Source organism: Microlunatus sagamiharensis (assembly GCF_900105785.1).
GTDB classification, from domain to species: Bacteria; Actinomycetota; Actinomycetes; order Propionibacteriales; family Propionibacteriaceae; genus Microlunatus; species Microlunatus sagamiharensis.
Map to the genome: position 1 here is coordinate 4,383,423 of NZ_LT629799.1, position 21,763 is coordinate 4,405,185.

The following is a 21,763-nucleotide window of genomic DNA, read 5'->3' on the forward strand; positions in this document are numbered from 1 at the left end:
CTCGACCCAGCCGCCACCGTCACGGTGGCGGCTGAGTCGTCTCCGGACCGGGTAACGCCCGGCAGCGACACCGCCCAGCACCGACCGCCAGCACCCGAGCACGAGGAACCCCATGAGCGAACCGACCGCCGACGCGGCTGCGTCGACCACCGACGACGCCGCGGAGCGCCCCGCCGCGCCCACCGACACCACGGCCACCGCCGCCGACGCGCCGAGCGTCACGCCGGGCGACACCGCCGACGACGCCGGGACGCCGCCGGCCGGCGCGCCCTCCACCCCCGGCGCGGCCACCGCGGACGGGGACGCTGCCACGTCCACCCCGGCCCGTCGGACGACGCCGCGTAAGACGACGCCGCGCAAGACGACCCCGCGCAAGACGACGACGGCGCGCAAGACGGCGACCCCGCGCAAGACCTCCGGCACGGCGGCGGCGCGCACGACGACGGCGCGGAAGACGGCCGGCACCCCGGCCCCCACGCCCCAGTCGGGCGCCGAGACGCCGGACAGCCCGCTCGACGCGCCGAACAACAAGCAGGCGCTCCCCGCCGAGACCGCCGAGCGTCTGACGCGTCGCCCCGCCGGCCGTACGCGGAAGGCCGCGCCCCCGGCGCCGTCGGCCCCGGCCGTCGACACGCCGGTGAGCGACGTCATCACCGAGATCGACAACCAGGTCGACGCCCAGGGCGACCAGCTCGAGGTCCTGCGCCGCGCGCTCGACGCCGCCGAGCAGCGCCTGTCCCGCCTCGAGGCGTCGGTCCAGGCAGCTGCCGCCACGACCGGTGCGCCGGCCCCCGCCGCCGCCACGGGTAGCGCGAGCGACGGGGTCGCCCCGAAGAAGGCCGACAAGAAGTCGGAGTCCAAGAAGGACGACAAGAAGACGTCCAAGAAGGACGGCAAGAAGGACGACAAGAAGTCCAAGTCCAAGAAGGACGACAAGAAGTCGTCCAAGAAGGACGACAAGAAGAAGAGCAAGAAGAAGTAGCGGACGCCCCGCTACGCCCCGATGCCCTCCAGCGTCGGGGCGTAGGGGCGGACCTCGCCCACCGGGCGCCCCCCGCCCAGCACCGCCACGCGCGACTGGCTCCGCAGCACCTCGGCGTCGAGCCCCAGGCGCATCAGGACCGCGGCCATGACCACCGCCCGGCCGCGCGTCGAGCCGTCGTCGATCTTGAGCGCGACCCCGCGCCCGTCGGGCAGCCCGACCGCGTACACCGACTCCGCACCCGCCTTGGCCACGATCCCGGGCAGGCCCTGGTGCAGCGCCAGCTCGTCTCGCCGCGTCCCCGAGACGTACGCCGGGTGCGCGCGGACCGCGTCCGCCACCTTCTGCTCCGTCGGCTCCGTGCTCGCCGCGAGGCGGCCGAAGGAGCGCGCGAGCGCCGTGAGCGACAGCGCCCACAGCGGGGCGCCGCAGCCGTCCACCGCCGGGCCCGACGGCTTCTCGCCGGCCAGGTCGGCGAGGGCCTCCTCGATCGCTCGTTGCACCGGGTGCGACGGCTCCAGGTAGGTCCCGGTCGGTGCGCCCGAGCGGACCGCCGTGAGCAGCATCCCCGCGTGCTTGCCCGAGCAGTTCATGGCCAGGCGCGACCGCTGCCCGCCGGCGCGCAGCAGCTCCTCCTTGGCCAGGTCGTCCAGCGGCCAGTCCGGCGGGTCCTGCAGCGCGTCCTCGTCGAGGCCGGCCAGCCCGAGGATGCGCGCCGCGCCCTCGCGGTGGAAGACCTCCCCGGAGTGCGAGGCGGACGTCAGCGCCAGCAGCTCGTCGGAGAGGTCGAGCCCGGCGCGCACCATGCCGACGGCCTGCAGCGGCTTGTTGGAGCTGCGGGGGTAGACGAGCGCGTCCGGGTCGCCGAGCGAGGCGAGCAGCGAACCGTCCGGCCCGGTCACCGCCACGCGACCGTGGTGGACGCTCTCCACCAGGCCGTCACGGACGACCTCGACGAGGACCGGGTCTGTGTCGAAGGGGTGCAGCACGGGCCAGACCCTAGACCTCCGCCCAGCGCGCGCCGATCGGCGCCTTTGACCTGACATCTCCCTCTAGGCTTGTGCCCCGTGGACTGGCACGACTACGACGCTGCGCTGTTCGACCTCGACGGCGTCCTCACGCCCACGGCGGAGGTGCACATGCGCGCCTGGCGGGACCTGTTCACCGACTACCTCACGCTGCGCGGGATCACCGACCGCCCGTACGTGGAGTCGGACTACTTCGACCACATCGACGGCAAGCCGCGCTACGACGGCGTGCGGGACTTCCTCGCCTCGCGCGACCTGACGCTGCCTGAGGGCGAGCCCTCCGACGGCTCCGACGCCGACACGGTGTGCGGGCTGGGCAACCGCAAGAACGACTTCTTCGCCGCCGCCCTCGCGGCGGAGGGCGTCGAGCCGTACGCGGGCTCGGTCGCGCTGCTCGACCACCTCGCGACGACCGGTACCAAGGTCGCGGTGGTGTCCTCCTCGCGCAACGCCCCGGCCGTGCTCGAGGCTGCCGGCCTCGCGGACCGCTTCGAGGTCGTCGTCGACGGCCAGGTCGCGGCCGAGGCGGGGCTGCCGGGCAAGCCCGCACCCGACACCTACCTCGAGGGCGCGCGGCGCCTCGGGGTCGAGCCGGGCCGCGCCGTCGTCTTCGAGGACGCGGTCTCGGGCGTTCGGGCCGGGCACGACGGCGGGTTCGGGCTCGTGGTCGGGGTCGACCGCGGCGCCGGGACGGACGCCCTCACCGACGGCGGCGCCGACCGCGTCGTCACCGACCTCGCCGAGCTGGTCGGCTGATGCGCGGCGCCCACGAGGACACGCCCGCGCTGCATCGCGACCCGCTCGACCGGGTCCGCTTCCCGGTCCGGGACTGGGGGCTGAGCGAGACGGTCTACAGCGCCGAGGACCTCGGGGTGACCGAGACGCTCTTCGCCGTCGGCAACGGCTACCTCGGCATGCGGGGCAACGTGGAGGAGGGGCGCGAGACGTACGCGCACGGGACCTTCATCAACGGCTTCCACGAGACCTACCCGATCCGGCACGCGGAGGAGGCCTTCGGCTTCGCCAAGGTCGGCCAGACGATCGTCAACGTCCCCGACAACAAGACGATCAAGCTCTACGTCGACGACGAGCCGCTGCTGCTGCCGGTCGCCGACCTCGAGAGCTACGACCGGACGCTCGACTTCCGCGAGGGTGTCCTGCGGCGCAGCATCGTCTGGCGCACGCCGGCGGGCAAGCGGGTCCAGGTGACGTCGAGCCGGATGGTCAGCTTCACCCAGCGCCACCTCGCGATCATGACCTTCGAGGTCACGATGCTCGACGACTCCGCCCCGGTCGTGATCTCCAGCCAGACGCTCAACCGGCAGGACGGGCGCGACGAGTACCACGTGCGCTCGGCGGCGATGGGGGAGGGCAACCTCGCCGACCCGCGCAAGGCCGAGGGCTTCGCGGAGCGCGTGCTCGAGCCCCAGATGCACTGGGCCGACGGCACCCGGCTGATGATCGGCTACCGCTGCGCACGCTCGGGCATGACGCTCGCCGTCGGCGTCGACCACCGGATCGACACCGAGAACGCCTACACCGAGCACATCAGCGCCGACGAGGACACCGGCAAGATGGTCTACCGCGTGCAGGCGTCGCGCGGGCAGACGATCACCGTGACCAAGACGGTCGCCTACCACACCTCGCGCGGCGTCCCCGTGCGCGAGCTGAGCGACCGCTGCCGGCGCACGCTCGACCGCGTCCTCGTCCAGGGCGTCGATCGCGAGCTCACCGCCCAGCGCGACTGGCTCGACGCCTACTGGGACCGTTCCGACGTCGTCCTGCACGACCAGCCCGAGCTGCAGCAGGCCGTCCGCTGGAACCTCTTCCAGGTCGCCCAGGCCGCCGCGCGCGCCGAGCAGTCGGGGGTGCCCGCCAAGGGCGTCACCGGCTCGGGCTACAGCGGGCACTACTTCTGGGACACCGAGATCTACGTCCTGCCGTTCCTGTCGTACACCTCGCCCGCGATGGCGCGCAGCGCGATGCGGTTCCGCTACCAGCTGCTCGGCGCCGCCCGGCAGCGGGCGCGCGAGCTCACCCAGGCCGGCGCGCTCTACCCCTGGCGCACGATCAACGGCTCGGAGGCCTCGGCTTACTACGCCGCCGGCACCGCTCAGTACCACATCGACGCCGACGTGGCCTACGCCCTGTGCAAGTACGTGGCGGCCAGCGGCGACCACGACTTCATGAACCGCGAGGGCATCGACATCCTCGTCGAGACCGCCCGGATGTGGGCCGACCTCGGCTTCTGGCGCGAGAACGGCGACGGGCGCCGCAGCTTCCACATCCACGGCGTCACCGGGCCCGACGAGTACACGACCGTGGTGAACGACAACCTCTTCACCAACGTCATGGCCCGCTTCAACCTCGACAAGGCCTCCTGGTACCTCGGCTGGATGAAGACCGAGGCGCCCGAGGCGTACGCCCGCGCCGTCGAGCGGCTGCACGTCCACGACGGCGAGGCCGCCGAGTGGACCGAGGCCGCCCGGGCGATGACGATCCTCTTCGACCCGGTCACCGGCATCAACCCGCAGGACTCGCTCTTCCTCGACCGGGAGGTGTGGGACCTCGCGCACACGCCGATGGACAAGCGGCCGCTGCTGCTGCACTACCACCCGCTGGTGATCTACCGCTTCCAGGTGCTCAAGCAGGCCGACGTGGTGCTGGCGCTGTTCCTGCAGGGCGACCACTTCACCGCCGAGCAGAAGCGGGTCGACTTCGAGTACTACGACCCGATCACCACCGGCGACTCCACGCTCTCCGGCGTCGTGCAGTCCATCGTCGCGGCCGAGGTGGGCTACGCCGACCTGGCGCTGCGCTACTTCACCAGCTCGCTCTACGTCGACCTGGCCAACCTGCACGGCAACACCAGCGACGGCGTGCACGTGGCCTCGACCGGCGGGGTGTGGAACGCGCTGGTCTACGGCTTCGCCGGGATGCGCGACTACGACGGCGTGATCACCTTCGACCCGCGGCTGCCGGTCGGCTGGTCGGGCCTGTCCTTCATGCTGACGCTGCTCGGCACGCGGGTGCGGGTCGACCTCGAGCCGGGCCGGATCGGCTTCGAGGTCGTCGCGGGCAGCCGCGCCGAGGTCAGCGTGCGCGGTCACCGCGTGGTCGTCACCGCGGCCGAGGAGGTCTGGGTGCCGCTGGAGGACCAGGGCCCGCGCCTCAGCGGACCCCTCGGCGCCCGCGGGGGCGAGCGCCGTCCGGACGGCACGCTGATCACCGCGAGCGTCCCGCAGGCCACGCTCGTTTAACTGCCTCCGCTCCGCTCCGGCGCGGATCCCGCTCTGACCCGATGCCTTCCTCCCTGCGCGAGCAGGACGAAAAGCGTGTCCTGCTCGCTCCGGTCGTCCAGGCACCGGCGCGGGATCCGGCGGTGGTGCGGTAGCGGGCCCTGGCGATCGGTCCGGAGGCCTGCGCGTTACTGCTCCAGCTCCTCGGGGCGCTCGAAGTAGGTGTGCCGGCTGTAGACGGCGCGGTTGATGACGAAGGTGACCGCCCACAGGACGACCCCGATGCCGAGCAGGACGAGGGCGATCCAGTACTGCTCGGTCGCGCGCCCGGTCCAGGGGCCGACGAGGTACGCGCAGGCCAGCGCCCCGACGACCGGCAGCCACGTCGGCGCGCGGAAGTGCTGGTGCTCCACGCGCTCGCGGCGCAGCACCAGGCAGCAGACGTTCACGACGGTGAAGACGCCGAGCAGGAGCAGTGCCGTCGTCCCACCGAGCGCGCTGATCTGGCCGACGACCGTGATGAGCCCGACCGCGAGCAGCGTGGTGAAGATGATCGCCACCCACGGCGTACGCCGCCCCGGCAGCACGCGTCCGAGGACCGGCGGGAGCACCTTCTGACGGGCCATGCCGTAGAGCAGGCGGCTCGCCATCAGCATGTTGATCAGCGCGGTGTTCGCGACGGCGAACATGCTGATCAGCGGGAAGACGTCGCCCACCGGCAGGTCCGGAGCACCCGCGTTCACCACCTTGAGCAGCGGGGCGTCGCCCTCGCCGAGCTCACCGGCGGGCACGAGCGCGATGGCGGTGATCGAGACGAGGACGTAGATCAGGCCCGTGATCCCCAGACCGGTGAGCAGGATCCTCGGGAAGACCCTCGAGGGTTCCTTGACCTCCTCGGCCATGTTCACCGAGTCCTCGAAGCCCACCATGGCGAAGAAGGCCAGCGACGTCGCCGTCGTGACGGCGATGAAGATCGACTTGTCCTCGGGGGTGTCGAACATGACGACGCGCGACATGTCCGCCTTGCCCTGCGTGAAGGCGTAGAAGCCGACGAAGATCACGATCAGCAGACCGGTCAGCTCGACGCAGGTCAGCACGATGTTGGCGTAGACGCTCTCGGCGACCCCGCGCAGGTTGACCAGGGCGACGACGAGCATGAAGCAGACGGCGAGCACGGTGGTGAGCCCGGCCGAGATGTCGACCTCGGTGCCGCCCATCCACTCGGCGCGGACCACGTTGACCATCGCCTCGAGGTTGGCCGCGAAGGCCCGTGACGCGGTCGAGGCGGACGTGATCCCCGAGCACATGACCGCGAAGGCGAGCAGGAACGTCACGAAGTGGATGCCGAACGCCTTGTGGGCGTAGAGCGCGGCCCCGGCGGCCTGCGGGAACTTCGTGACGAGCTCGAGGTAGGAGAACGCGGTCACGAGGGCGACGGCGAAGGCGACCAGGAAGGGCAGCCAGACGACGCCGCCGACCTCCTTGGCGACCGTGCCGGTGACGGCGTAGATCCCCGTCCCGAGGATGTCGCCGACGATGAAGAGCAGCAGCAGCCTGGGTCCCATCACCCGCTTGAGCTCGGGCTGCTCCGACGTCGACCCGGGCCGGTCGGCGGTGCTCGTCTGGCTCACGGGCTGCTCCTTCGGTGCGGCTGCGGAGCGACCAGTGTGTCGGCTGGTCTGGTCGTAGTCGAGCCCCACTCGATGGCCTCCGCTCCGCTCCGGCGCGCCGGACGCTCCAACCCTCCGCCTTCCTCCCTCCCGAGCAGGACGAAAAGCGTGTCCTGCTCGTCCGGTCGTCCAGGCGGAGGCGCGTCCGACGGCGCTGGTCGAGCAGGACGTGGTTCGGCCCGCACACCGCTCGCTGCTTGCGTGTGCTTGCGTGTGCTTGCTGCTGCAAGCACACTGGAAGGCGTGGCACGGAGGACGGTCGGTGAGCAGCTGGGGTCCGTCGGCGAGCTGATCGCCGACCGGCGCCGCGCGGCCGAGCTCACGCTGCGCCAGCTCGCCGATCTCACCGGGATCTCCAACCCGTACCTCAGCCAGATCGAGCGCGGCCTGCGTCGTCCGTCGGCGGAGGTGCTGCAGCAGCTGTCCAAGGCGCTGCGGGTGTCGGCCGAGTCGCTCTACGTCCGCGCCGGGATCCTCGACCCCGAGGACCACCCCTCCGGCGACGTCGAGACGGCGCTGCTGGCCGACGCGTCGATCACCGAGCGGCACAAGCAGGTGCTGCTCGACGTCTACCGCAGCTTCGTGGCCGAGGACGCGCCGACCCTCGCCGGCGGGCTGACCGAGGACCCGACCGAGGCCGACGGGCCGGACCCCGTCGGCGAACCCACCCCGAAGGAGCACCGCCCATGACACCCACCCGTGACGACAAGGCCGAGCGCGCCGCCCGTCCCGCCGAGTCCGACCTCGGCCCCTTCTACGTGGCCGCCGGGCTCGCCGACGTGATCGCGGAGACCCTGCGCGAGACGCTCGCCGAGCGTCAGCGGCGCGCCGAGGAGCGCATCGCCGAGATCCGCGACAAGCGCCTCGAGCGCGCCGAGCAGGCGCGGGTCAACGCCGACGAGCTGCGGGAGTTCCTCTCCACGCTGCCCGAGCAGTTCCGTGCCCTGCCCGAGACGACGCGGGCCCGGCTGAACGACCTGCAGCGCCAGGCCGAGGAGCTCCTCGAGCAGTCGCGCTCGACCTACACCTCGCTCGCCGACCGCGGCAAGCGCGTCGTCGACGACCGCGTGGGCGACGTGCGGGCCACGGCTCGCAAGGCCGGCCGCCGGGCCGAGGAGGCCGCCGACGACCTGGCCGACGCGGCGGCGGAGACCGTCGGGCCGGTCGTCGACTCCGCCTCGGACGCCGTGACCGACGTGCGTCGCAACGTCACCGGCCGGGCCGCGCGGGCCCGCAGGACGCCCACCGCGGACGCCGACGTGACCCCGGAGTCCGCGACCCGCGCCGCCCGTGAGGCTGCAGCCGCGGCGACCGGGCAGGCGACCACCTCCGGCGACGGCCGGCCGGGTGCGGCCCAGGCGCTGGCGCAGGAGCAGGCGGCGAAGAAGACCGCGAAGAAGGCTCCGGCCAAGAAGGCTCCGGCCAAGAAGACCGCGGCCACGACGACGCCCGCGCCGACGGCGGGGACGACGGCCAAGAAGGCCCCGGCGAAGAAGAGCGCGGCCAAGAAGGCGCCCTCGACGGGCTCGCCGGCGGCGGACCTGGCGGCCGAGCGGGAGCAGGCGGCCGAGGGGCCGGGGACCGAGAGCTGAGCCCGGCAGGGGCTCGAGAAGGGCGGCTCGCGGGCGGACCCCCGCCCGCGCGCCGCCCCTCGTCAGGACGTCCCCGGGCTGCCGGGAGCACTAGGCTGGCCGGTATGCCCGCCGATCCGGCCGCAGGCGTGACGACCGCACGAGCGACGCTCGCCGAGGTCGCGGAGCGCGCCGGCGTCTCCATCTCCACCGTCTCCAAGGTCCTCAACGGCCGCAGCGGTGTGTCGCAGGGCACCAGGACCAAGATCGAGGCGCTGCTCTCCGACCACCGCTACAACCCGCGCAACCCCGGCCCCAACCACGCACCGCTCATCGAGGTGCTCTGCTACGAGATCGACAGCTGGTGGTCCAGCGAGGCGCTGGCCTCGATCGAGCGCGTGGCCCGCCGTCGTGGGGTCGGGGTCGTCGTCTCGGGCACCAGCGACCGCCAGCAGCCCGACGCCGGGTGGATCGAGGGCGTCCTCAGCCGGCGTCCGGTCGGCGCGGTGCTCGTCTCCTCCAACCTCCAGGCGACGCAGCTGCAGCAGCTCCGCTCGCGCAACATCCCCTTCGTGATGCTCGGCCCCACCGGGGACGTCCCGCCCGAGGTGCCGACGATCGGCTCGGCGGACTGGAGCGGGGCGTACGCCGCCGCGCGCCACCTCATCGAGCTCGGCCACCGCGAGATCGCCATCGTCACCGGCCCCGGGGACATGATGGCCGCCACCGCCCGGCTCTCGGGCTTCCGGGCGGCGCTCGACGCCGCCGGGCTCGAGCTGCGCAAGGAGCACCTGCGCCGGGCGGAGTTCCACCACGTCGACGGCATCGAGCAGGGGCGCCGGCTGCTGACGCTCGAGCACCGCCCGACCGCCGTCTTCGCCGCGTCCGACGTCCTGGCGCTCGGGGTCTACGAGGCGGCGCGGGCGATGGGGGTCGCCATCCCGAGCCAGCTGTCCGTCGTCGGCTTCGACGACGTCAGGGTCGCCCAGTGGGCGGGCCCCGCGCTGACCACGGTGCGCGTCCCGATCGCGGAGATGGCCGCCCAGGCGGTCGAGCTCGTGCTCGGGGTGCGCGGCGGCGGTCTGGACACGACGCGGATCGACATGGCGACGACGCTCGTCCTCCGGGAGAGCACGGCCCCGCCCGGCACGTGAGAGAAACTTTCTAAAATTCGGCCGGAAACTTGACGCCCCAAAGGGGCGCAAGTAGCGTCGTGCCATCGCGGCGGGCTGCGGTGGTCGCAGCCCAGCGGAGGACGACGGCGTCGACGGGGACCTGCCAGCAGGAGCCCCGTACGGCCCGGGACGACACGGTGCTGCTCGCTCGGCGCGGTGGAGGCCCGCCACCTCCGGCTCCCCCGGGTCCTACGCCCGGGAGCGGTCCTCGATGCAGCCCGGCTCCGGTCGATCGAAGGGGATCACCGTCATGCAGCTCTCGCTCCACCGCTCCTCCCGTCCCTCCTCCCGCCCGGCGTCGCGGACCCCGCGCGCGCTGCGTGCCCTCGCCGTCGCTGCGGCGGCGGCCCTGCTCCCGCTCACCGCGTGCTCGCCCGTGGGCGGCGGCGGGGCCGGGGGCTCGTCCTCGCAGGACGCCGGGTCGCCCACCGCCGGCACCGTCAACTGGTGGGGCTGGACGCCCACCGACGTCGACACCGCCCAGGGCTACATCGCGGCGTTCAACCAGGAGTTCCCCGACATCAAGGTGAACTTCAAGCTGGTCTCGATCGCCGACTGGCAAGCGGCCCTGCCGCCCGCCCTGCGCTCCGACGCCGGCCCGGACGTCTTCGACATGCAGCCGGGCGCGTACGTCAACAACTACGGGTCCTTCGCCGAGGACCTGACGCCGGTGATGCAGAAGGCGCTCGGCGACGACTGGCAGTCCAAGGTCGCCCCCGCGGGCGTCAGCGGGCTGACCAAGGACGGCAAGCTCGTGGCCGCCTCCGTGGGCGCGGTCTACTCCGGCACGCTCTGGTACAACCCGGCGCTGTTCGACAAGTACGGGCTGAAGCCGCCGACGACGCTCGACGAGTGGGACAAGGTCTGCCAGGAGTTCCGCTCCCACGACCAGGGCTGCTTCGTGCAGGGCGCCGCGGGCCAGGGCTTCGACCAGGACACGCTGCAGGCCATCGCCAACTCGGTGGAGCCCGGGCTGTGGACCAAGGCCTCCAGCGGCGAGGTGCCCTGGAACTCGCCGGGCATCGTCAAGACGCTCGACATCTGGCAGCAGCTCTTCACGCGCAAGATCATGCAGCCCGGTGCGGTGGGCTACCAGCAGTACCCGGACGCCAACAACGACTTCCTGACCGGCAAGTACGCCATGGTCATGATGGGCACCTGGTACACGCAGTACTCCACGGAGAAGGCGATGACCGCCGCGCTCAAGGCCGCGGGCGTCTCGGGGGCCAAGCCCTTCCCGATCCTGCCGCTGCAGTTCCCCGACGTCGCCCAGGCGGGCAACGTCAGCGAGATGTTCGGTGACGCCGACTACGGCCTCTCGGTCTCGACCAAGGCCAAGGACAAGGCGGCCGCGGAGACCTTCGTGACCTGGCTGTCGACGTCCAAGGCGGGTCAGCAGGCCGTCGCGGACCAGCTGAACGACGTGCCGGCGCTCAAGGGCGTCGAGCCGGACTTCGAGCAGATCAAGTTCGTCGACCCGGCGACGCAGTCCGCGCCGGTCAAGGACCTGCTCAGCAAGGTCGCCCCGGTGACGCAGCCCCGCTTCGCCCTGCTCACCACCGACGTGCAGGACGCCATGCTCGCGGCGGCGACCTCCACCGCGACCGGCAGCGCGACCCCGCAGGAGGCCGCCGACACCCTCCAGAAGGCGGCCGAGGCCGCGGCTCGCTGAGCCGGCGCCGCCGCACCCTCACGCTCGTCCAGCACCGATCCCGACAGGGGAGTCCCTCGTGGCAGGAACGACGATCGCGTCGGCCCGGCCGACCGCCCGGGAGGCCGGGGCCGACAGCGGCCCCGGCACCCGGCGGCGGCTGCGGCCGGCCGGCTACCTCTGGATCCTCCCGGCCCTGGTGCTGTGCGTGGGTCTCATCTACTACTGCATCGCCTACACGGCGGTGATCTCCACCTGGGACTGGGACGGCATCGACCCCTTCCCGGAGAAGGTCGGCGCGGAGAACTACGTCCGCATCGCGCAGGACCCGATCTTCTGGCGGACCATCCGCCACACGGTGGTCTTCTTCGTGGTCACCTTCGTGGCCCAGACCGCGCTGGGCGTCGTCTTCGCGGTCCTGCTGCACTCCCGTGTGTGGCTGGGCGTGGTCTACAAGGTGATCATCTTCATCCCGGTGGTGCTCGCCCCGGCGATCACCGCCCCGGTGTTCCGCCGCCTGTACGCGCCGGACGGCCAGTTCAACTGGGTGCTCGAGCACGTCGGGCTGGGCGGGCTGGCCCAGCCCTGGCTCGGGCAGGAGAGCACCGCCCTGCCGGTGATCATGGCGATCACCGTCTGGCAGTGGACCGGGCTCACCTTCGTCCTCTACTTCGCGGCGATGAGCCAGATCGACCCGTCGGTGCTCGAGGCGGCGCGCATCGACGGTGCGGGCAACCTCCGGATCCTGGCGAGCATCATCTGGCCCGGGGTGCGCGGCACGACCGTGGCGCTGGGCATCCTCAGCGCCATCGGGGCCCTCAAGACGTTCGACGTGCCCTACCTCGTGGCGGTCGGGGGACCGAACTACGCCACCGAGTTCCTCGGCACGTACATCTACCGCAAGACCATCGCGCAGTCGCACGTCGGCTACGGCGCCGCGCTGTCGGTGATCCTGCTCGTGCTCGCCCTCACCTTCGCGATCATCATGCAGGTCCGCGGGCGCGAGAAGGACGGGGTGAGCTGATGTTCGAGGTCCGGAGCCGCGGGGCCCGGCTGCTGCTGCAGCTGGTGGTCACCCTGCTCGTCCTGCCCTTCCTCTTCCCGCTGGTCGCGATGGTGCAGGGCTCCCTGGCCGGCGACGGCTGGGGCAACTACGCCGCGGTGCTCGCCGTGCCCGGCCTGTGGCGCTTCTTCGTCAACACCGTCGTGATCGCGGCCAGCGTGATCGTCATCGTCTACGCGGTGACGATGCTCGCCGCGTACGGCTTCTCCAAGCTGCACATCCGCGGTCGGGAGATCTACTTCTGGCTGCTGCTGGCCTGCCTGACGCTGCCCGAGGTCGTGCTGCTCGCGCCGCTGTTCACCACGGCGCAGGCCTTCGGCTTCTTCGACACCTACTGGGCGGTGATCCTGCCGCTGGCCGCGCTGCAGGTGCCCTTCGCGGTGCTGCTGACCCGCAACTTCGTCAACGGCATCCCGGACGAGCTGTTCGAGGCGGCCCGGGTCGACGGCGCCAGCGCCGTCCGCGGCTTCATCCACCTGATCGTGCCGCTGACCCGGCCGATCGCCGCGGCGATCCTGATCTTCACCCTGATCGGGGCGTGGAACAACTACCTGATGCCGCTGGTCTTCCTCCAGTCGCCGGAGATGCAGACCATCACCCTGGTCCCGCAGTTCTTCGTCGGGCAGTTCAGCAACGACCAGACCAAGATCCTCGCCTCGGCGGTGCTCACCGCGATCCCCGAGGTCGTCGCCTACCTGTGCCTGCAGCGCCTCTTCGAGCGCGGGCTGGCCGCCGGCGCCCTCAAGTAGCCGCCACCCCACCTCGACGCCGCGGGACCCCGCGGCGCCACCGCACGAACCCACCCTGAGCAGGAGCCACCGTGCCGCTGATCCAGATCGACCTCGACCGCGAGCTCTACGAGCGTGCCGGCGACCAGCTCGGGAAGGGCGTGCACCAGGCCCAGCTCGACACCCTCGACATCCCCGGCGATGACCTCTTCCAGGTCTTCACCCCGCGCCCGGAGGGCGAGCTGCGCTTCGACCGCACCTTCGGCGGCGTCGACCGCCAGCAGCTCGTCCTGCTGCGCGTGACGATGGTCCACATGTACTCGGTCGCGACCAAGCGGCGCTTCTTCGAGGCCGTGGCCGACCGCTTCGCCGAGGCGGGCGTCCGCCGCGAGGACATCCTGATCGCCGTCACCGAGAACGGCTTCGAGGACTGGTACGCGGGCTCCTGACCCCGCCCGTCCAGCCCTTCGTCCGCGCCGCCCGGCGCGACCGCTCCGACCTCCCAAGGACCCACCCATGATGCGACACGACAGCGCGGCGCTCCGCGTGCTCTACCTCGGCGGCACCGGCACCATCAGCACCTCCTGCGTACGCCTGTCGGTGGAGGCCGGGCTGGACGTCCACGTCCTGAACCGCGGCAACAACAGCGCCGGGCGCGACCTGCCGGAGGGCGTCACCTGGCTCGTCGGCGACGCGAGCGACGACGACTCGCTGCTTGCCGCGCTGGGTGACCGCACCTTCGACGCGGTGATCAACTTCGTGTCGTTCGACGCGGCCGACGTCGCGCGCATGGTGCGGATCTTCGGCGGCGGACGGACTCGCCAGTACGTCCACATCAGCTCGGGCTCGGTCTACTCCAAGCCCGTGTGGACGACGCCGATCACCGAGTCGACGCCCGCCGGGCCCAACCCGGTGCTGCCGTACGCGACCGCGAAGTGGGGCGCCGAGGTCGCGCTCCAGCAGGCCCGCGCGGAGCAGGGCTTCCCCGTCACGATCGTGCGCCCCTCGCACACCTACGACGACGCGAACCCGCCGCTGGCCGGCGGCTGGACCGTCGTCGACCGGATCGCCCGCGGCGTCGAGGTGCCCGTGCACGGCGACGGCACCTCGCTGTGGACCCTCACCCACGCCGAGGACTTCGCCCAGGGCCTGGTCGGCCTCATCGGCCCGCACGCGGTCGGGGAGGTCGTGCACATCACGAGCGACGACGTCCTGACCTGGGACCTGATCCACACCCTGGTCGGCGAGGCGCTCGGGGTGGCGCCCAAGCTGGTCCACGTCCCCTCCGAGCTCTACCCGGTCGTCGCGCCGGACTGGTTCTGGTCCGGCGAGGTGCTCGGCGACATCGGCCACAGCGCCGTCTTCGACAACAGCAAGGTCCGCCGGCTGGTGCCCTCGTACGCGCCGCGGCTCACCTTCGCCCGCGCGGTGCACCGGATGGCGCGCTGGCGCGCGGACCACCCGGAGACCACCGGGTCGGACGCCGCGACCGAGGAGGTGCTCGACCGCGTCGTCGGCGCCTACCACGCGGGCCGTGCGGCCTTCGCCGAGCGTGCGCCGCAGGGGGACGCGGAGTGAGCCCGGCCGGCACGCCGTCCAGCACCGTGGCGCGCGCGCTCGGGTCGACCGGTCTGGCGGTGACGCCGGTCGCCTTCGGCACCAGCCCGCTGGCGAGCATGAGCAACCTCTACGGCTACGCGGTCGACGAGGAGCGGGCGGTCGCGACCGTGCGCGCGATCTTCGACGGGCCGGTGACCCTGCTCGACACCTCGAACGGCTACGGCGAGGACGGCACCGCGGAGCGGCGCATCGGGATCGCCGTGCGCGAGGCCGGCGGTCTGCCGCCGGGTCTCGTCCTCAGCACCAAGGTCGACCCCGACAAGCGCACCGGCGACTTCTCCGGGGAGCGCGTGCGCCGCTCGCTCGAGGAGTCGCTCGAGCGCCTGGGCGTCGACCGCGTGCCGCTGCTGCACCTGCACGACCCCGAGCGGATGGAGTTCGCCGACGCGATCAAGCCCGACGGCGCCGTCCGCGCGCTGGTCGATCTGCGCGAGCGCGGCCTGGTCGACCACCTGGGCGTCGCCGGCGGGCCGGTCGGCGTGCTGCGCGACTACCTCGGCACCGGCGAGTTCGAGGTCGTGCTGAGCCACAACCGCGCGACGCTGCTCGACCGCTCCGTGCTACCGCTCTTCGAGGAGGCCGCCGGGCGTGGCATCGGTGTGCTGAACGCCGCGCCGTACGGTGGCGGCATGCTCTCCAAGGGGCCGGACGTCCAGCCCAAGTACGGCTACGGCGTCCGGGGGGACGAGGTCGCGGACGCGGCGGTGCGGATGCAGGAGGTCTGCGCGCGGGCGGGGGTGCCGCTCGCGGCGGCGGCCCTGCAGTTCTCGATGCGGCTGCCGAGCGTCCACTCGACCGTGGTCGGGGTCAGCTCGCCCGAGCGCGTCGCGCAGACCCTCGAGCTGGCGGCCGTCGAGGTCCCCGACGACGTCTGGGACGAGCTCGAGCGGCTGGTGCCCGACCCCGCCGGGTGGCTGGGGTGAGCGCCGTCGAGGTGACGGCGAGCGACGCCGTCGTGCCCGAGCCCACGCCGGTCTACGCCTCCTACCCGAGCCTGTCCGGGCGCACCGCCTTCGTCACGGGCGGGGCGTCGGGGCTGGGCGCGGAGTTCGTCGTCGAGCTGGCGGCCCAGGGCGCACCCGTCTTCTTCGTCGACGTCGACGAGGTGCGCGGCCGGGCCCTGGAGCAGCGGCTCCGGGGCGAGGGTGCCGAGGTGCGGTTCGCCGTCTGCGACGTGCGGGACATCCCGGCGCTGCAGGCCGCGATCGCGACCGCGGCGGACGAGCTCGGCCCGGTCCGGGTCCTGGTCAACAACGCGGCGAACGACCACCGAGACCGGGTGGCCGACATGGACGTCGAGCTCTGGGACGAGCGCATCGCGGTCAACGTGCGCCACCAGTTCTTCGCCGCTCAGGCCGTGGCGCCGATGATGCGGGACGCCGGCGGCGGGTCGATCATCAACCTCGGCTCGATCAGCGTGCACATCGACCTGATGGACCTGCCCGGCTACATCACGGCCAAGGCCGGGGTGGAGGGCCTGACCCGCACGCTCGCGCGGGAGTACGGCCCGTGGCACGTCCGCGTGAACTGCATCATCCCGGGCTGGATCATGACCGAGAAGCAGCTCGCCGAGCGCGTGACGCCGGAGGCGGCCGAGTCCATTGCCCGCAACCAGTGCCTGCCCGACAAGCTCTACCCCGACGACGTCGCGCGGATGGTGCTCTGGCTCGCCGCGGACGACTCGCGCCGCTGCACGGCGCAGAAGTGGGTCGTCGACGGGGGCTGGATGTGAGCCCCGCCGTCGTGCGGGCCGAGCGGTTCACCGAACCGTGCGCGGGCCACGGCGAGGGTCCCTTCTGGGACGCCCTGCGCGAGCGGCTGCTGCTCGTCGACATGCTCGCAGGGGACGTGCTGGCCGTGAGCGGTGAGGGTTCGGTCGAGCGGCACCACGTCGCGCCGGTCGCCGCCGCGCTGCGGGCCCGCCGCACCGGCGGCTTCGTGCTCGCGACCGAGGACCGCTTCGTGCTCCTCGACGACGACCTCGGCCTGGTCGAGGAGCTGCCGGCCGTGTTCGAGGACGCCTCGCTGCGCTTCAACGACGGCGGCGCCGACCCGACCGGCGCCTTCCTCGTCGGGACGATGGCCTACGACGAGTCGCCCGGGCGCGGGACGCTCTACCGCCTCGGTGCCGACCGCGGGGTCTCCGTCGTGCTCGAGGGCGTGACCATCTCCAACGGCGTCCAGTGGACCCGCGACGGGCGCAGCGCGCTCTACGTCGACACCCCGACGGCCCGGGTCGACCGGTTCGACGTCGACCCGGCCTCGGGCGCCTGGTCCGACCGGCGGACGTTCGCCGAGGTCGCGGGGCCGGGCCTGCCCGACGGCCTGGCGCTCGACGAGGACGGCGGCGCCTGGGTGGCGCTCTGGGGCGGGGGAGCGGTGCACCGCTACGACCCGTCCGGCAAGCTCGACCGCGTCGTCGAGCTGCCCTGCACCCAGGTCACGGCGTGCACGTTCGGCGGGCCCGACCGGCGGACCCTGTTCGTCACCACGTCGCAGCAGGGCGGTATCGACCCCGACGAGCAGCCCGAGGCCGGCGCGGTCTTCGCGTACGACGCCGGGGTCGCCGGAGCGCCGCTGCACGCGTACGCCGGCTGAGCGGCCCGAGCTTGCCCGTGCAGGGTGAGGGCTCGCGCGGGACGCGGCCTCGTGGGCCGACGCACGCGCACCGCCTGCGGCGCGGACCCGCGGTGGGCGGCTGCTCGCATGGCGGGTGCAGACCGGGTCGTCGACAAGCCCGCTCGATCGAAGCAGCGGACCGTCACGGCGCTGCTCAAGGAGGTCGCCTTCGTCGTCATCGGCGCGCTCGTGGTGAGCTCGCTGCTCCGCGCGCTCGTCGGGCAGATGTTCGTCATCCCGTCCGGGTCGATGCAGAACACCCTGCTGGTCGACGACCGCTTGGTGGTGCGGAAGGTCTCCGGCTTCCTCCGCGGTGACGTCGTCGTGTTCACCGGTCCCGCGAACCGGCTGCCCGACGAGCCCGACCACGTCGGCCCGCTCGACCGGGTGCTCGAGTTCGTCGGGGTGCCGTTCGTGGGGACCGGGGACCTCGTCAAGCGGGTCATCGGCATGCCCGGCGACACGGTCGTGTGCTGAGATGACTCGGGTCGGATCACCGTGAACGGAAGTGCGCTGAACGAGCGGTCGTACCTCTCCACCAGCCCGACCGGGGAGCAAGCAGCTCCCTCGGGCGTGAGATTCCGCGTCGTCGTGCCCCGGGACCGCCTGTTCCTCAAGGGCGACCACCGGCAGGACAGCCTGGACTCGCGCTGCCACCTCTCCGACGAGTCCGACGAGGGTCGCGGGCAGACGGCGTTCGTGCCGGTCTCGGACGTGGTCGGGCCGGCGTTCGCCGTCGTGTCGCCCTTCGACCGGGCGCGGAGGCTGCGGGTGCCGGAGACCTTCGCCGGTGTTCCCGAACCGCAGGAGCCGGCGCCGGCGAAGGGTGAGATCGAGCCCGCCGGCGTCAGCTGCTCCTGACGACGACGGTGGCCCGGACATCGGGCTGCCGACCTCCGAGGCCGCACCTCGGGGCTCGAGCGCGCGCCTCGGCCCGGACTCCTAGCGTGCCCCGCCGGGTCGATGAGCCGCGGACGCTCTCGAAGCGCGTCGCTGGGCCGCCAGCGCCCGAGCAAGTGGGACGACCTGTCCACCGAGCGCGACCCCCACGGCGGCCCAGAGGAAACCACCACCGAGCAGCCTCCCGAGGACCAGCGCGGCGACGAGGGCCACGCCCAGACTGATGGCCGTCATCGCGAGGCGGGTGCGCAAGGGCACCGGCGGTTGGGGGACGAACACCCGACCGACGACGAAGTCGCCCTCGTCGAGGATCTCCACCACGCCGCCGGACGGCAGCAGGGCGACGGCCAGGTCCTGCGCCGACGCTGCCGTCTCGCCCCGGGCCAGCACCTCCCGGGTCTTCGGCGTCCTCACGACCCACGGCCCGGCGGGACCCTGGGGCACCACGCGCAGCAGGAAGGGTGTGGCCGCCACCCGCTCAGGCTAGGGCGGGACCGGCCGACCGTGGGTGGTGTCGCTGGAGACGTCTGCTGGTCGAGCGCGCGGATGTCCCGCTCGCGGTCCCCGCGCGCTGTCAGTCCCCGAGCCCGCGCGTCGACGAGGGTCGGCAATGGTGCGGCGCGCACGGACGAGCGGACCAGGTACGTCCGCCGAAGCTCGTCCCGGGACAGACTGAGCGGTCATGGGAGCTGGGAAGGCGTTGGCGGCCGGGTTCTACCGCGACGTCGTCGCCAGACTGGTCGGTGTCCCCCACGCCGCTGCACTGGTCGGGGAGGGTTCGGAGGTCCTCGGCTTCGACGACTCCAGGTCCACCGACCATGCGTGGGGTCCGCGGCTGCACGTCTTCGTCGCGCCGGGAGACGTGGGCGAGACGCAGCGGCGGGTGACGCAGGGCCTGCCCGAGACCTACCGCTCGTACCCGGTGGAGTTCTTCGCCTGGCAGGACCAGCGGGTGCGCCATCACGTCACGGTGACCACGGTCGAGGAGTGGGTCAGGGCCGAGCTCGGGCAACCGGTGCCGAGCACGCTCGCCGACTGGCTCGGTCTGCCGCAGCAACGCCTCCTCCAGGTCACCGCGGGCGAGGTGTTCCACGACGACCGGGGCGACCTCGGCCGGGTCCGCGGGCAGCTCGGCTACTTCCCGGACGACGTGTGGTGGTGGATCCAGGCGAGCCAGTGGCAGCTGGTCGCCCGGGCCGAAGCCCTGCCCGGGCGTCTGGCCGAGGTCCACGACGTCCTCGGCGTGCGCGTGCGCGAGGCCGACCTCGCGCGGCTGCTGATGGAGCTCGCCCTCGTCCAGCGGCGCAGGTACGTGCCGTACCCGAAGTGGCTCGGTGCTGCGTTCGGTCAGCTGGACACGGCTCGAGAGCTGGACGGCCCGCTCGGCCGACTCCTGTCGTCCGAGGCCCGAGAGACCCGGGAAGCCGCGGCGGCTGCCGCGCTCGAGGCGGCGGCCCGCCAGCACAACCGGCTGGTTCCGGAGCATCCCCTCGACCCGGGCTGCGCACCGTTCGAGGTCGGCATCAACGGTGCGCGACGACCGTACCGGGTCCTCAACGCAGGGCGCTTCGTCGAGGCCTGCCTGGCACGGGTCACCGACCCTGGGCTGGCTCGGCTGCTACCGGTCGGGGCGATCGATCAGCTGACCCACGGCAGCGACGCGATGGTCAACGTCAGCACGTGGCCGAGCCGGCTCACCGCGACCTACGCCGCGATGCTCGAGTCCGGCCGGAACCGCCGGGCAGAGCCGTGACGCGTACCCGGGCCTCGTGGGGGGTCGAGGACATCTCGTGGTGGTCGGGGCTCCCGTCAGCCGTCGAGCTCCTCGACCCGCCCGGACGGGCTGCTCAGTGCGACTCCCGCGCGACGGCCGGTCCGGTGCTGCCGACCAGGAAGTCGAGGTCGGCCCCGGTGTCGGCGCCCTGGACGTGCTCGACGTAGAGGCGCTCCCAGCCGCGGGTCGGCGCGGCGAAGTGCTCGACCAGGGACGCCGGCGGCGTACGGCTCGACAGCTCCTCGTCGTCCACGTCGAGCTGGAGGATCCGGTTCGGCACGTCGAGGACGATCGTGTCGCCGTCGCGCACGAGGGCCAGGGTCCCGCCGGCGGCGGCCTCGGGGGAGACGTGCAGGACGACGGTCCCGCACGCGGTCCCGCTCATCCGGCCGTCGCAGATCCGCACCATGTCGCGGACCCCGAGGTCGAGGATCTTCTTCGGCAGGGGCAGGTTCGCGACCTCGGGCATGCCCGGGTAGCCGCGGGGACCGCAGCCGCGCAGGACCAGGACCGAGTCGGGCGTGACCGGCAGGTCGGGGTCGTCGATGCGGGCCTTGAGGTCCTCGACGGAGTCGAAGACGAGCGCCGGGCCGCGGTGGGTGAGCAGGTGCTGGCTCGCGGCGGCGGGCTTGACGATCGCCCCGGCGGGCGCCAGGTTGCCCCGCAGGACGGCGATGCCGGCGTCGGCCTGCAGCGGCTCCGAGCGCGGGGTGATCACCGAGGTGTCCCACACCGGGTTGTCGTCGGTGACGGCCTCGACCAGGGTCCGGCCGGTGACCGTGATGGCTGCCGGGTCGAGCAGGTCGGCGACCTGGGAGAGCGCGGCGAGCACGCCGCCCGCTCGGTGCAGGTCCTCCATGAGGAACTCCCCGGCCGGCTGAAGGTTCACGAGCAGGGGGACGCCCGCCCCGATCCGGTCGACGTCGTCGAGGTCGAGGTCGATGCCCAGCCGGCCGGCGATGGCGAGCATGTGGACGATCGCGTTGGTCGAGCCGCCGACCGCGGCCAGCGCCACGATCGCGTTGTGGAACGACTCCTTGGTGACGACCTGGGAGATCGAGCGGCCCTCGCGCACGAGGTCGACGGCCAGGCGGCCGGTCATGTGCGCGTTCTCGAGGAGCCGGCTGTCGGGCGCGGGGACGCCGGCGGTGCCGGGGATCGTCATGCCGAGCGCCTCGGCGACGACGCTCATCGACGACGCGGTGCCCATGGTGTTGCAGTGCCCGCGGCTGCGGATCATCGACGACTCGGAGCGGACGAAGCGCTCGGCGGTCAGGGTGCCGGCGCGGACCTCCTCGCCGAGGCGCCACACGTCGGTGCCGCAGCCGAGCGTCTGGCCGCGGAACGTCCCGTTGAGCATCGGCCCGCCGGAGAGGACGACCGCGGGGAGGTCGACGCTCGCCGCGGCCATGAGCAGCGCGGGAATGGTCTTGTCGCAGCCGCCGAGCAGCACCAGTCCGTCGACCGGGTTGGCCCGGAACATCTCCTCCATGGCCATCGCGGCCATGTTGCGCCACAGCATCGCGGTGGGCCGGACGAGCGTCTCCCCGAGGGACACGACGGGCAGGTCGAGCGGGATGCCGCCCGCCTCGTAGACGCCCTGCTGGACCGAGCGCGACACCTCGTTGAGGTGCGCGTTGCACGGCGTGAAGTCGGAGGCGGTGTTGGCGATCGCGATCTGCGGACGACCCTCGAAGGCGTCGGAGGGCACGCCGCGGCGCATCCACGCCCGGTGCAGGTAGG

At 72.7% G+C, this 21,763-nt stretch carries 19 protein-coding genes and 1 pseudogene; 16 read left to right on the forward strand and 4 right to left on the reverse strand.

Features of this window, described 5'->3' with window-relative positions; translation table 11 throughout:
• Nucleotides 1-112 precede the first annotated feature (112 nt).
• Complete coding sequence (locus BLU42_RS20300) at nucleotides 113-982, forward strand: hypothetical protein (protein WP_091078883.1); 870 nt, start codon at nucleotides 113-115, stop codon at nucleotides 980-982.
• Nucleotides 983-993: 11 nt separating this feature from the next.
• On the opposite strand, the gene BLU42_RS20305 is transcribed toward BLU42_RS20300, so the two are convergent.
• A complete protein-coding gene (locus BLU42_RS20305; protein ID WP_231918360.1) occupies nucleotides 994-1,971 on the reverse strand; it encodes an asparaginase in 978 nt (325 codons plus the stop codon).
• A gap of 78 nt (nucleotides 1,972-2,049) precedes the next feature.
• On the opposite strand from BLU42_RS20305, the gene BLU42_RS20310 reads away from it, so the two are divergent.
• Together BLU42_RS20310 and BLU42_RS20315 are read left to right on the forward strand one after the other, a co-directional pair.
• Nucleotides 2,050-2,766, forward strand: a complete 717-nt coding sequence (locus tag BLU42_RS20310; protein WP_091078888.1) for an HAD family hydrolase — start codon at nucleotides 2,050-2,052, stop codon at nucleotides 2,764-2,766.
• Complete coding sequence (locus tag BLU42_RS20315; RefSeq protein ID WP_091078890.1) at nucleotides 2,766-5,270, forward strand: glycoside hydrolase family 65 protein; 2,505 nt, start codon at nucleotides 2,766-2,768, stop codon at nucleotides 5,268-5,270. Before BLU42_RS20310 ends, BLU42_RS20315 begins: the two co-directional genes overlap by 1 nt.
• Before the next feature lie 167 nt (nucleotides 5,271-5,437).
• Here BLU42_RS20315 and BLU42_RS20320 read toward each other — a convergent pair whose 3' ends face one another.
• Nucleotides 5,438-6,880, reverse strand: a complete 1,443-nt coding sequence (locus tag BLU42_RS20320) for an APC family permease (protein WP_331715247.1) — start codon at nucleotides 6,878-6,880, stop codon at nucleotides 5,438-5,440.
• A 282-nt stretch (nucleotides 6,881-7,162) separates the two neighbouring features.
• On the opposite strand from BLU42_RS20320, the gene BLU42_RS20325 reads away from it, so the two are divergent.
• From BLU42_RS20325 to lepB, 12 genes and pseudogenes are all read left to right on the forward strand, one after another.
• Nucleotides 7,163-7,609, forward strand: coding sequence for a helix-turn-helix domain-containing protein (locus tag BLU42_RS20325; protein ID WP_231918361.1), 447 nt, complete (start codon nucleotides 7,163-7,165; stop codon nucleotides 7,607-7,609).
• Nucleotides 7,606-8,511 carry a hypothetical protein gene (locus BLU42_RS20330; protein WP_091078897.1) on the forward strand — a complete coding sequence of 302 codons (906 nt, stop codon included), beginning with the start codon at nucleotides 7,606-7,608 and terminating at the stop codon, nucleotides 8,509-8,511. The genes BLU42_RS20325 and BLU42_RS20330 overlap by 4 nt, the downstream gene beginning before the upstream one ends.
• Before the next feature lie 104 nt (nucleotides 8,512-8,615).
• Complete coding sequence (locus tag BLU42_RS20335) at nucleotides 8,616-9,644, forward strand: LacI family DNA-binding transcriptional regulator (protein WP_091078902.1); 1,029 nt, start codon at nucleotides 8,616-8,618, stop codon at nucleotides 9,642-9,644.
• A gap of 271 nt (nucleotides 9,645-9,915) precedes the next feature.
• Nucleotides 9,916-11,337 carry an ABC transporter substrate-binding protein gene (locus BLU42_RS20340; RefSeq protein ID WP_157720116.1) on the forward strand — a complete coding sequence of 474 codons (1,422 nt, stop codon included), beginning with the start codon at nucleotides 9,916-9,918 and terminating at the stop codon, nucleotides 11,335-11,337.
• A 58-nt stretch (nucleotides 11,338-11,395) separates the two neighbouring features.
• Entirely contained in the window at nucleotides 11,396-12,340 is a 945-nt protein-coding gene (locus BLU42_RS20345; RefSeq protein ID WP_197680546.1) for a carbohydrate ABC transporter permease, read from the forward strand.
• Nucleotides 12,340-13,128, forward strand: a complete 789-nt coding sequence (locus BLU42_RS20350) for a carbohydrate ABC transporter permease (RefSeq protein WP_091078910.1) — start codon at nucleotides 12,340-12,342, stop codon at nucleotides 13,126-13,128. The genes BLU42_RS20345 and BLU42_RS20350 overlap by 1 nt, the downstream gene beginning before the upstream one ends.
• Before the next feature lie 71 nt (nucleotides 13,129-13,199).
• Nucleotides 13,200-13,556, forward strand: a complete 357-nt coding sequence (locus BLU42_RS20355; protein ID WP_091071947.1) for a tautomerase family protein — start codon at nucleotides 13,200-13,202, stop codon at nucleotides 13,554-13,556.
• Between the two features lie 67 nt (nucleotides 13,557-13,623).
• A complete protein-coding gene (locus BLU42_RS20360; RefSeq protein ID WP_091071953.1) occupies nucleotides 13,624-14,685 on the forward strand; it encodes an NAD-dependent epimerase/dehydratase family protein in 1,062 nt (353 codons plus the stop codon).
• A complete protein-coding gene (locus BLU42_RS20365) occupies nucleotides 14,682-15,650 on the forward strand; it encodes an aldo/keto reductase (protein WP_197680547.1) in 969 nt (322 codons plus the stop codon). Before BLU42_RS20360 ends, BLU42_RS20365 begins: the two co-directional genes overlap by 4 nt.
• Nucleotides 15,647-16,459 (forward strand): SDR family NAD(P)-dependent oxidoreductase, encoded by an 813-nt coding sequence (locus tag BLU42_RS20370; protein ID WP_197680548.1) that lies wholly within the window; start codon nucleotides 15,647-15,649, stop codon nucleotides 16,457-16,459. The genes BLU42_RS20365 and BLU42_RS20370 overlap by 4 nt, the downstream gene beginning before the upstream one ends.
• Nucleotides 16,456-17,325 (forward strand): SMP-30/gluconolactonase/LRE family protein, encoded by an 870-nt coding sequence (locus BLU42_RS20375; RefSeq protein WP_172825719.1) that lies wholly within the window; start codon nucleotides 16,456-16,458, stop codon nucleotides 17,323-17,325. The genes BLU42_RS20370 and BLU42_RS20375 overlap by 4 nt, the downstream gene beginning before the upstream one ends.
• Nucleotides 17,326-17,433: 108 nt before the next feature.
• Nucleotides 17,434-18,207: pseudogene (gene lepB, locus BLU42_RS20380) on the forward strand (signal peptidase I).
• Between the two features lie 81 nt (nucleotides 18,208-18,288).
• Here lepB and BLU42_RS20385 read toward each other — a convergent pair.
• The gene (locus BLU42_RS20385; RefSeq protein ID WP_091071955.1) at nucleotides 18,289-18,720 is read right to left on the reverse strand and encodes a hypothetical protein; all 432 of its coding nucleotides are present in this window, start codon (nucleotides 18,718-18,720) and stop codon (nucleotides 18,289-18,291) included.
• A gap of 208 nt (nucleotides 18,721-18,928) precedes the next feature.
• Between BLU42_RS20385 and BLU42_RS20390 the strand changes: the two genes are divergently transcribed.
• Complete coding sequence (locus BLU42_RS20390; RefSeq protein ID WP_091071958.1) at nucleotides 18,929-19,999, forward strand: DUF4037 domain-containing protein; 1,071 nt, start codon at nucleotides 18,929-18,931, stop codon at nucleotides 19,997-19,999.
• 94 nt (nucleotides 20,000-20,093) lie between these two features.
• Here the strand turns inward: BLU42_RS20390 and BLU42_RS20395 are convergent.
• A partial coding sequence (locus BLU42_RS20395; protein WP_091078913.1) for a dihydroxy-acid dehydratase occupies nucleotides 20,094-21,763 on the reverse strand: 1,670 nt, incomplete at its 5' end.

Bases quoted from the DNA above. Each gene is read 5' to 3' on its own strand.
- BLU42_RS20300 (WP_091078883.1), top strand. From the start codon at position 113: ATGAGCGAACCGACCGCCGACGCGGCTGCGTCGACCACCGACGACGCC.
- BLU42_RS20315 (WP_091078890.1), top strand. From the start codon at position 2,766: ATGCGCGGCGCCCACGAGGACACGCCCGCGCTGCATCGCGACCCGCTC.
- BLU42_RS20330 (WP_091078897.1), top strand. From the start codon at position 7,606: ATGACACCCACCCGTGACGACAAGGCCGAGCGCGCCGCCCGTCCCGCC.
- BLU42_RS20335 (WP_091078902.1), top strand. From the start codon at position 8,616: ATGCCCGCCGATCCGGCCGCAGGCGTGACGACCGCACGAGCGACGCTC.
- BLU42_RS20340 (WP_157720116.1), top strand. From the start codon at position 9,916: ATGCAGCTCTCGCTCCACCGCTCCTCCCGTCCCTCCTCCCGCCCGGCG.
- BLU42_RS20350 (WP_091078910.1), top strand. From the start codon at position 12,340: ATGTTCGAGGTCCGGAGCCGCGGGGCCCGGCTGCTGCTGCAGCTGGTG.
- BLU42_RS20360 (WP_091071953.1), top strand. From the start codon at position 13,624: ATGATGCGACACGACAGCGCGGCGCTCCGCGTGCTCTACCTCGGCGGC.
- BLU42_RS20390 (WP_091071958.1), top strand. From the start codon at position 18,929: ATGGGAGCTGGGAAGGCGTTGGCGGCCGGGTTCTACCGCGACGTCGTC.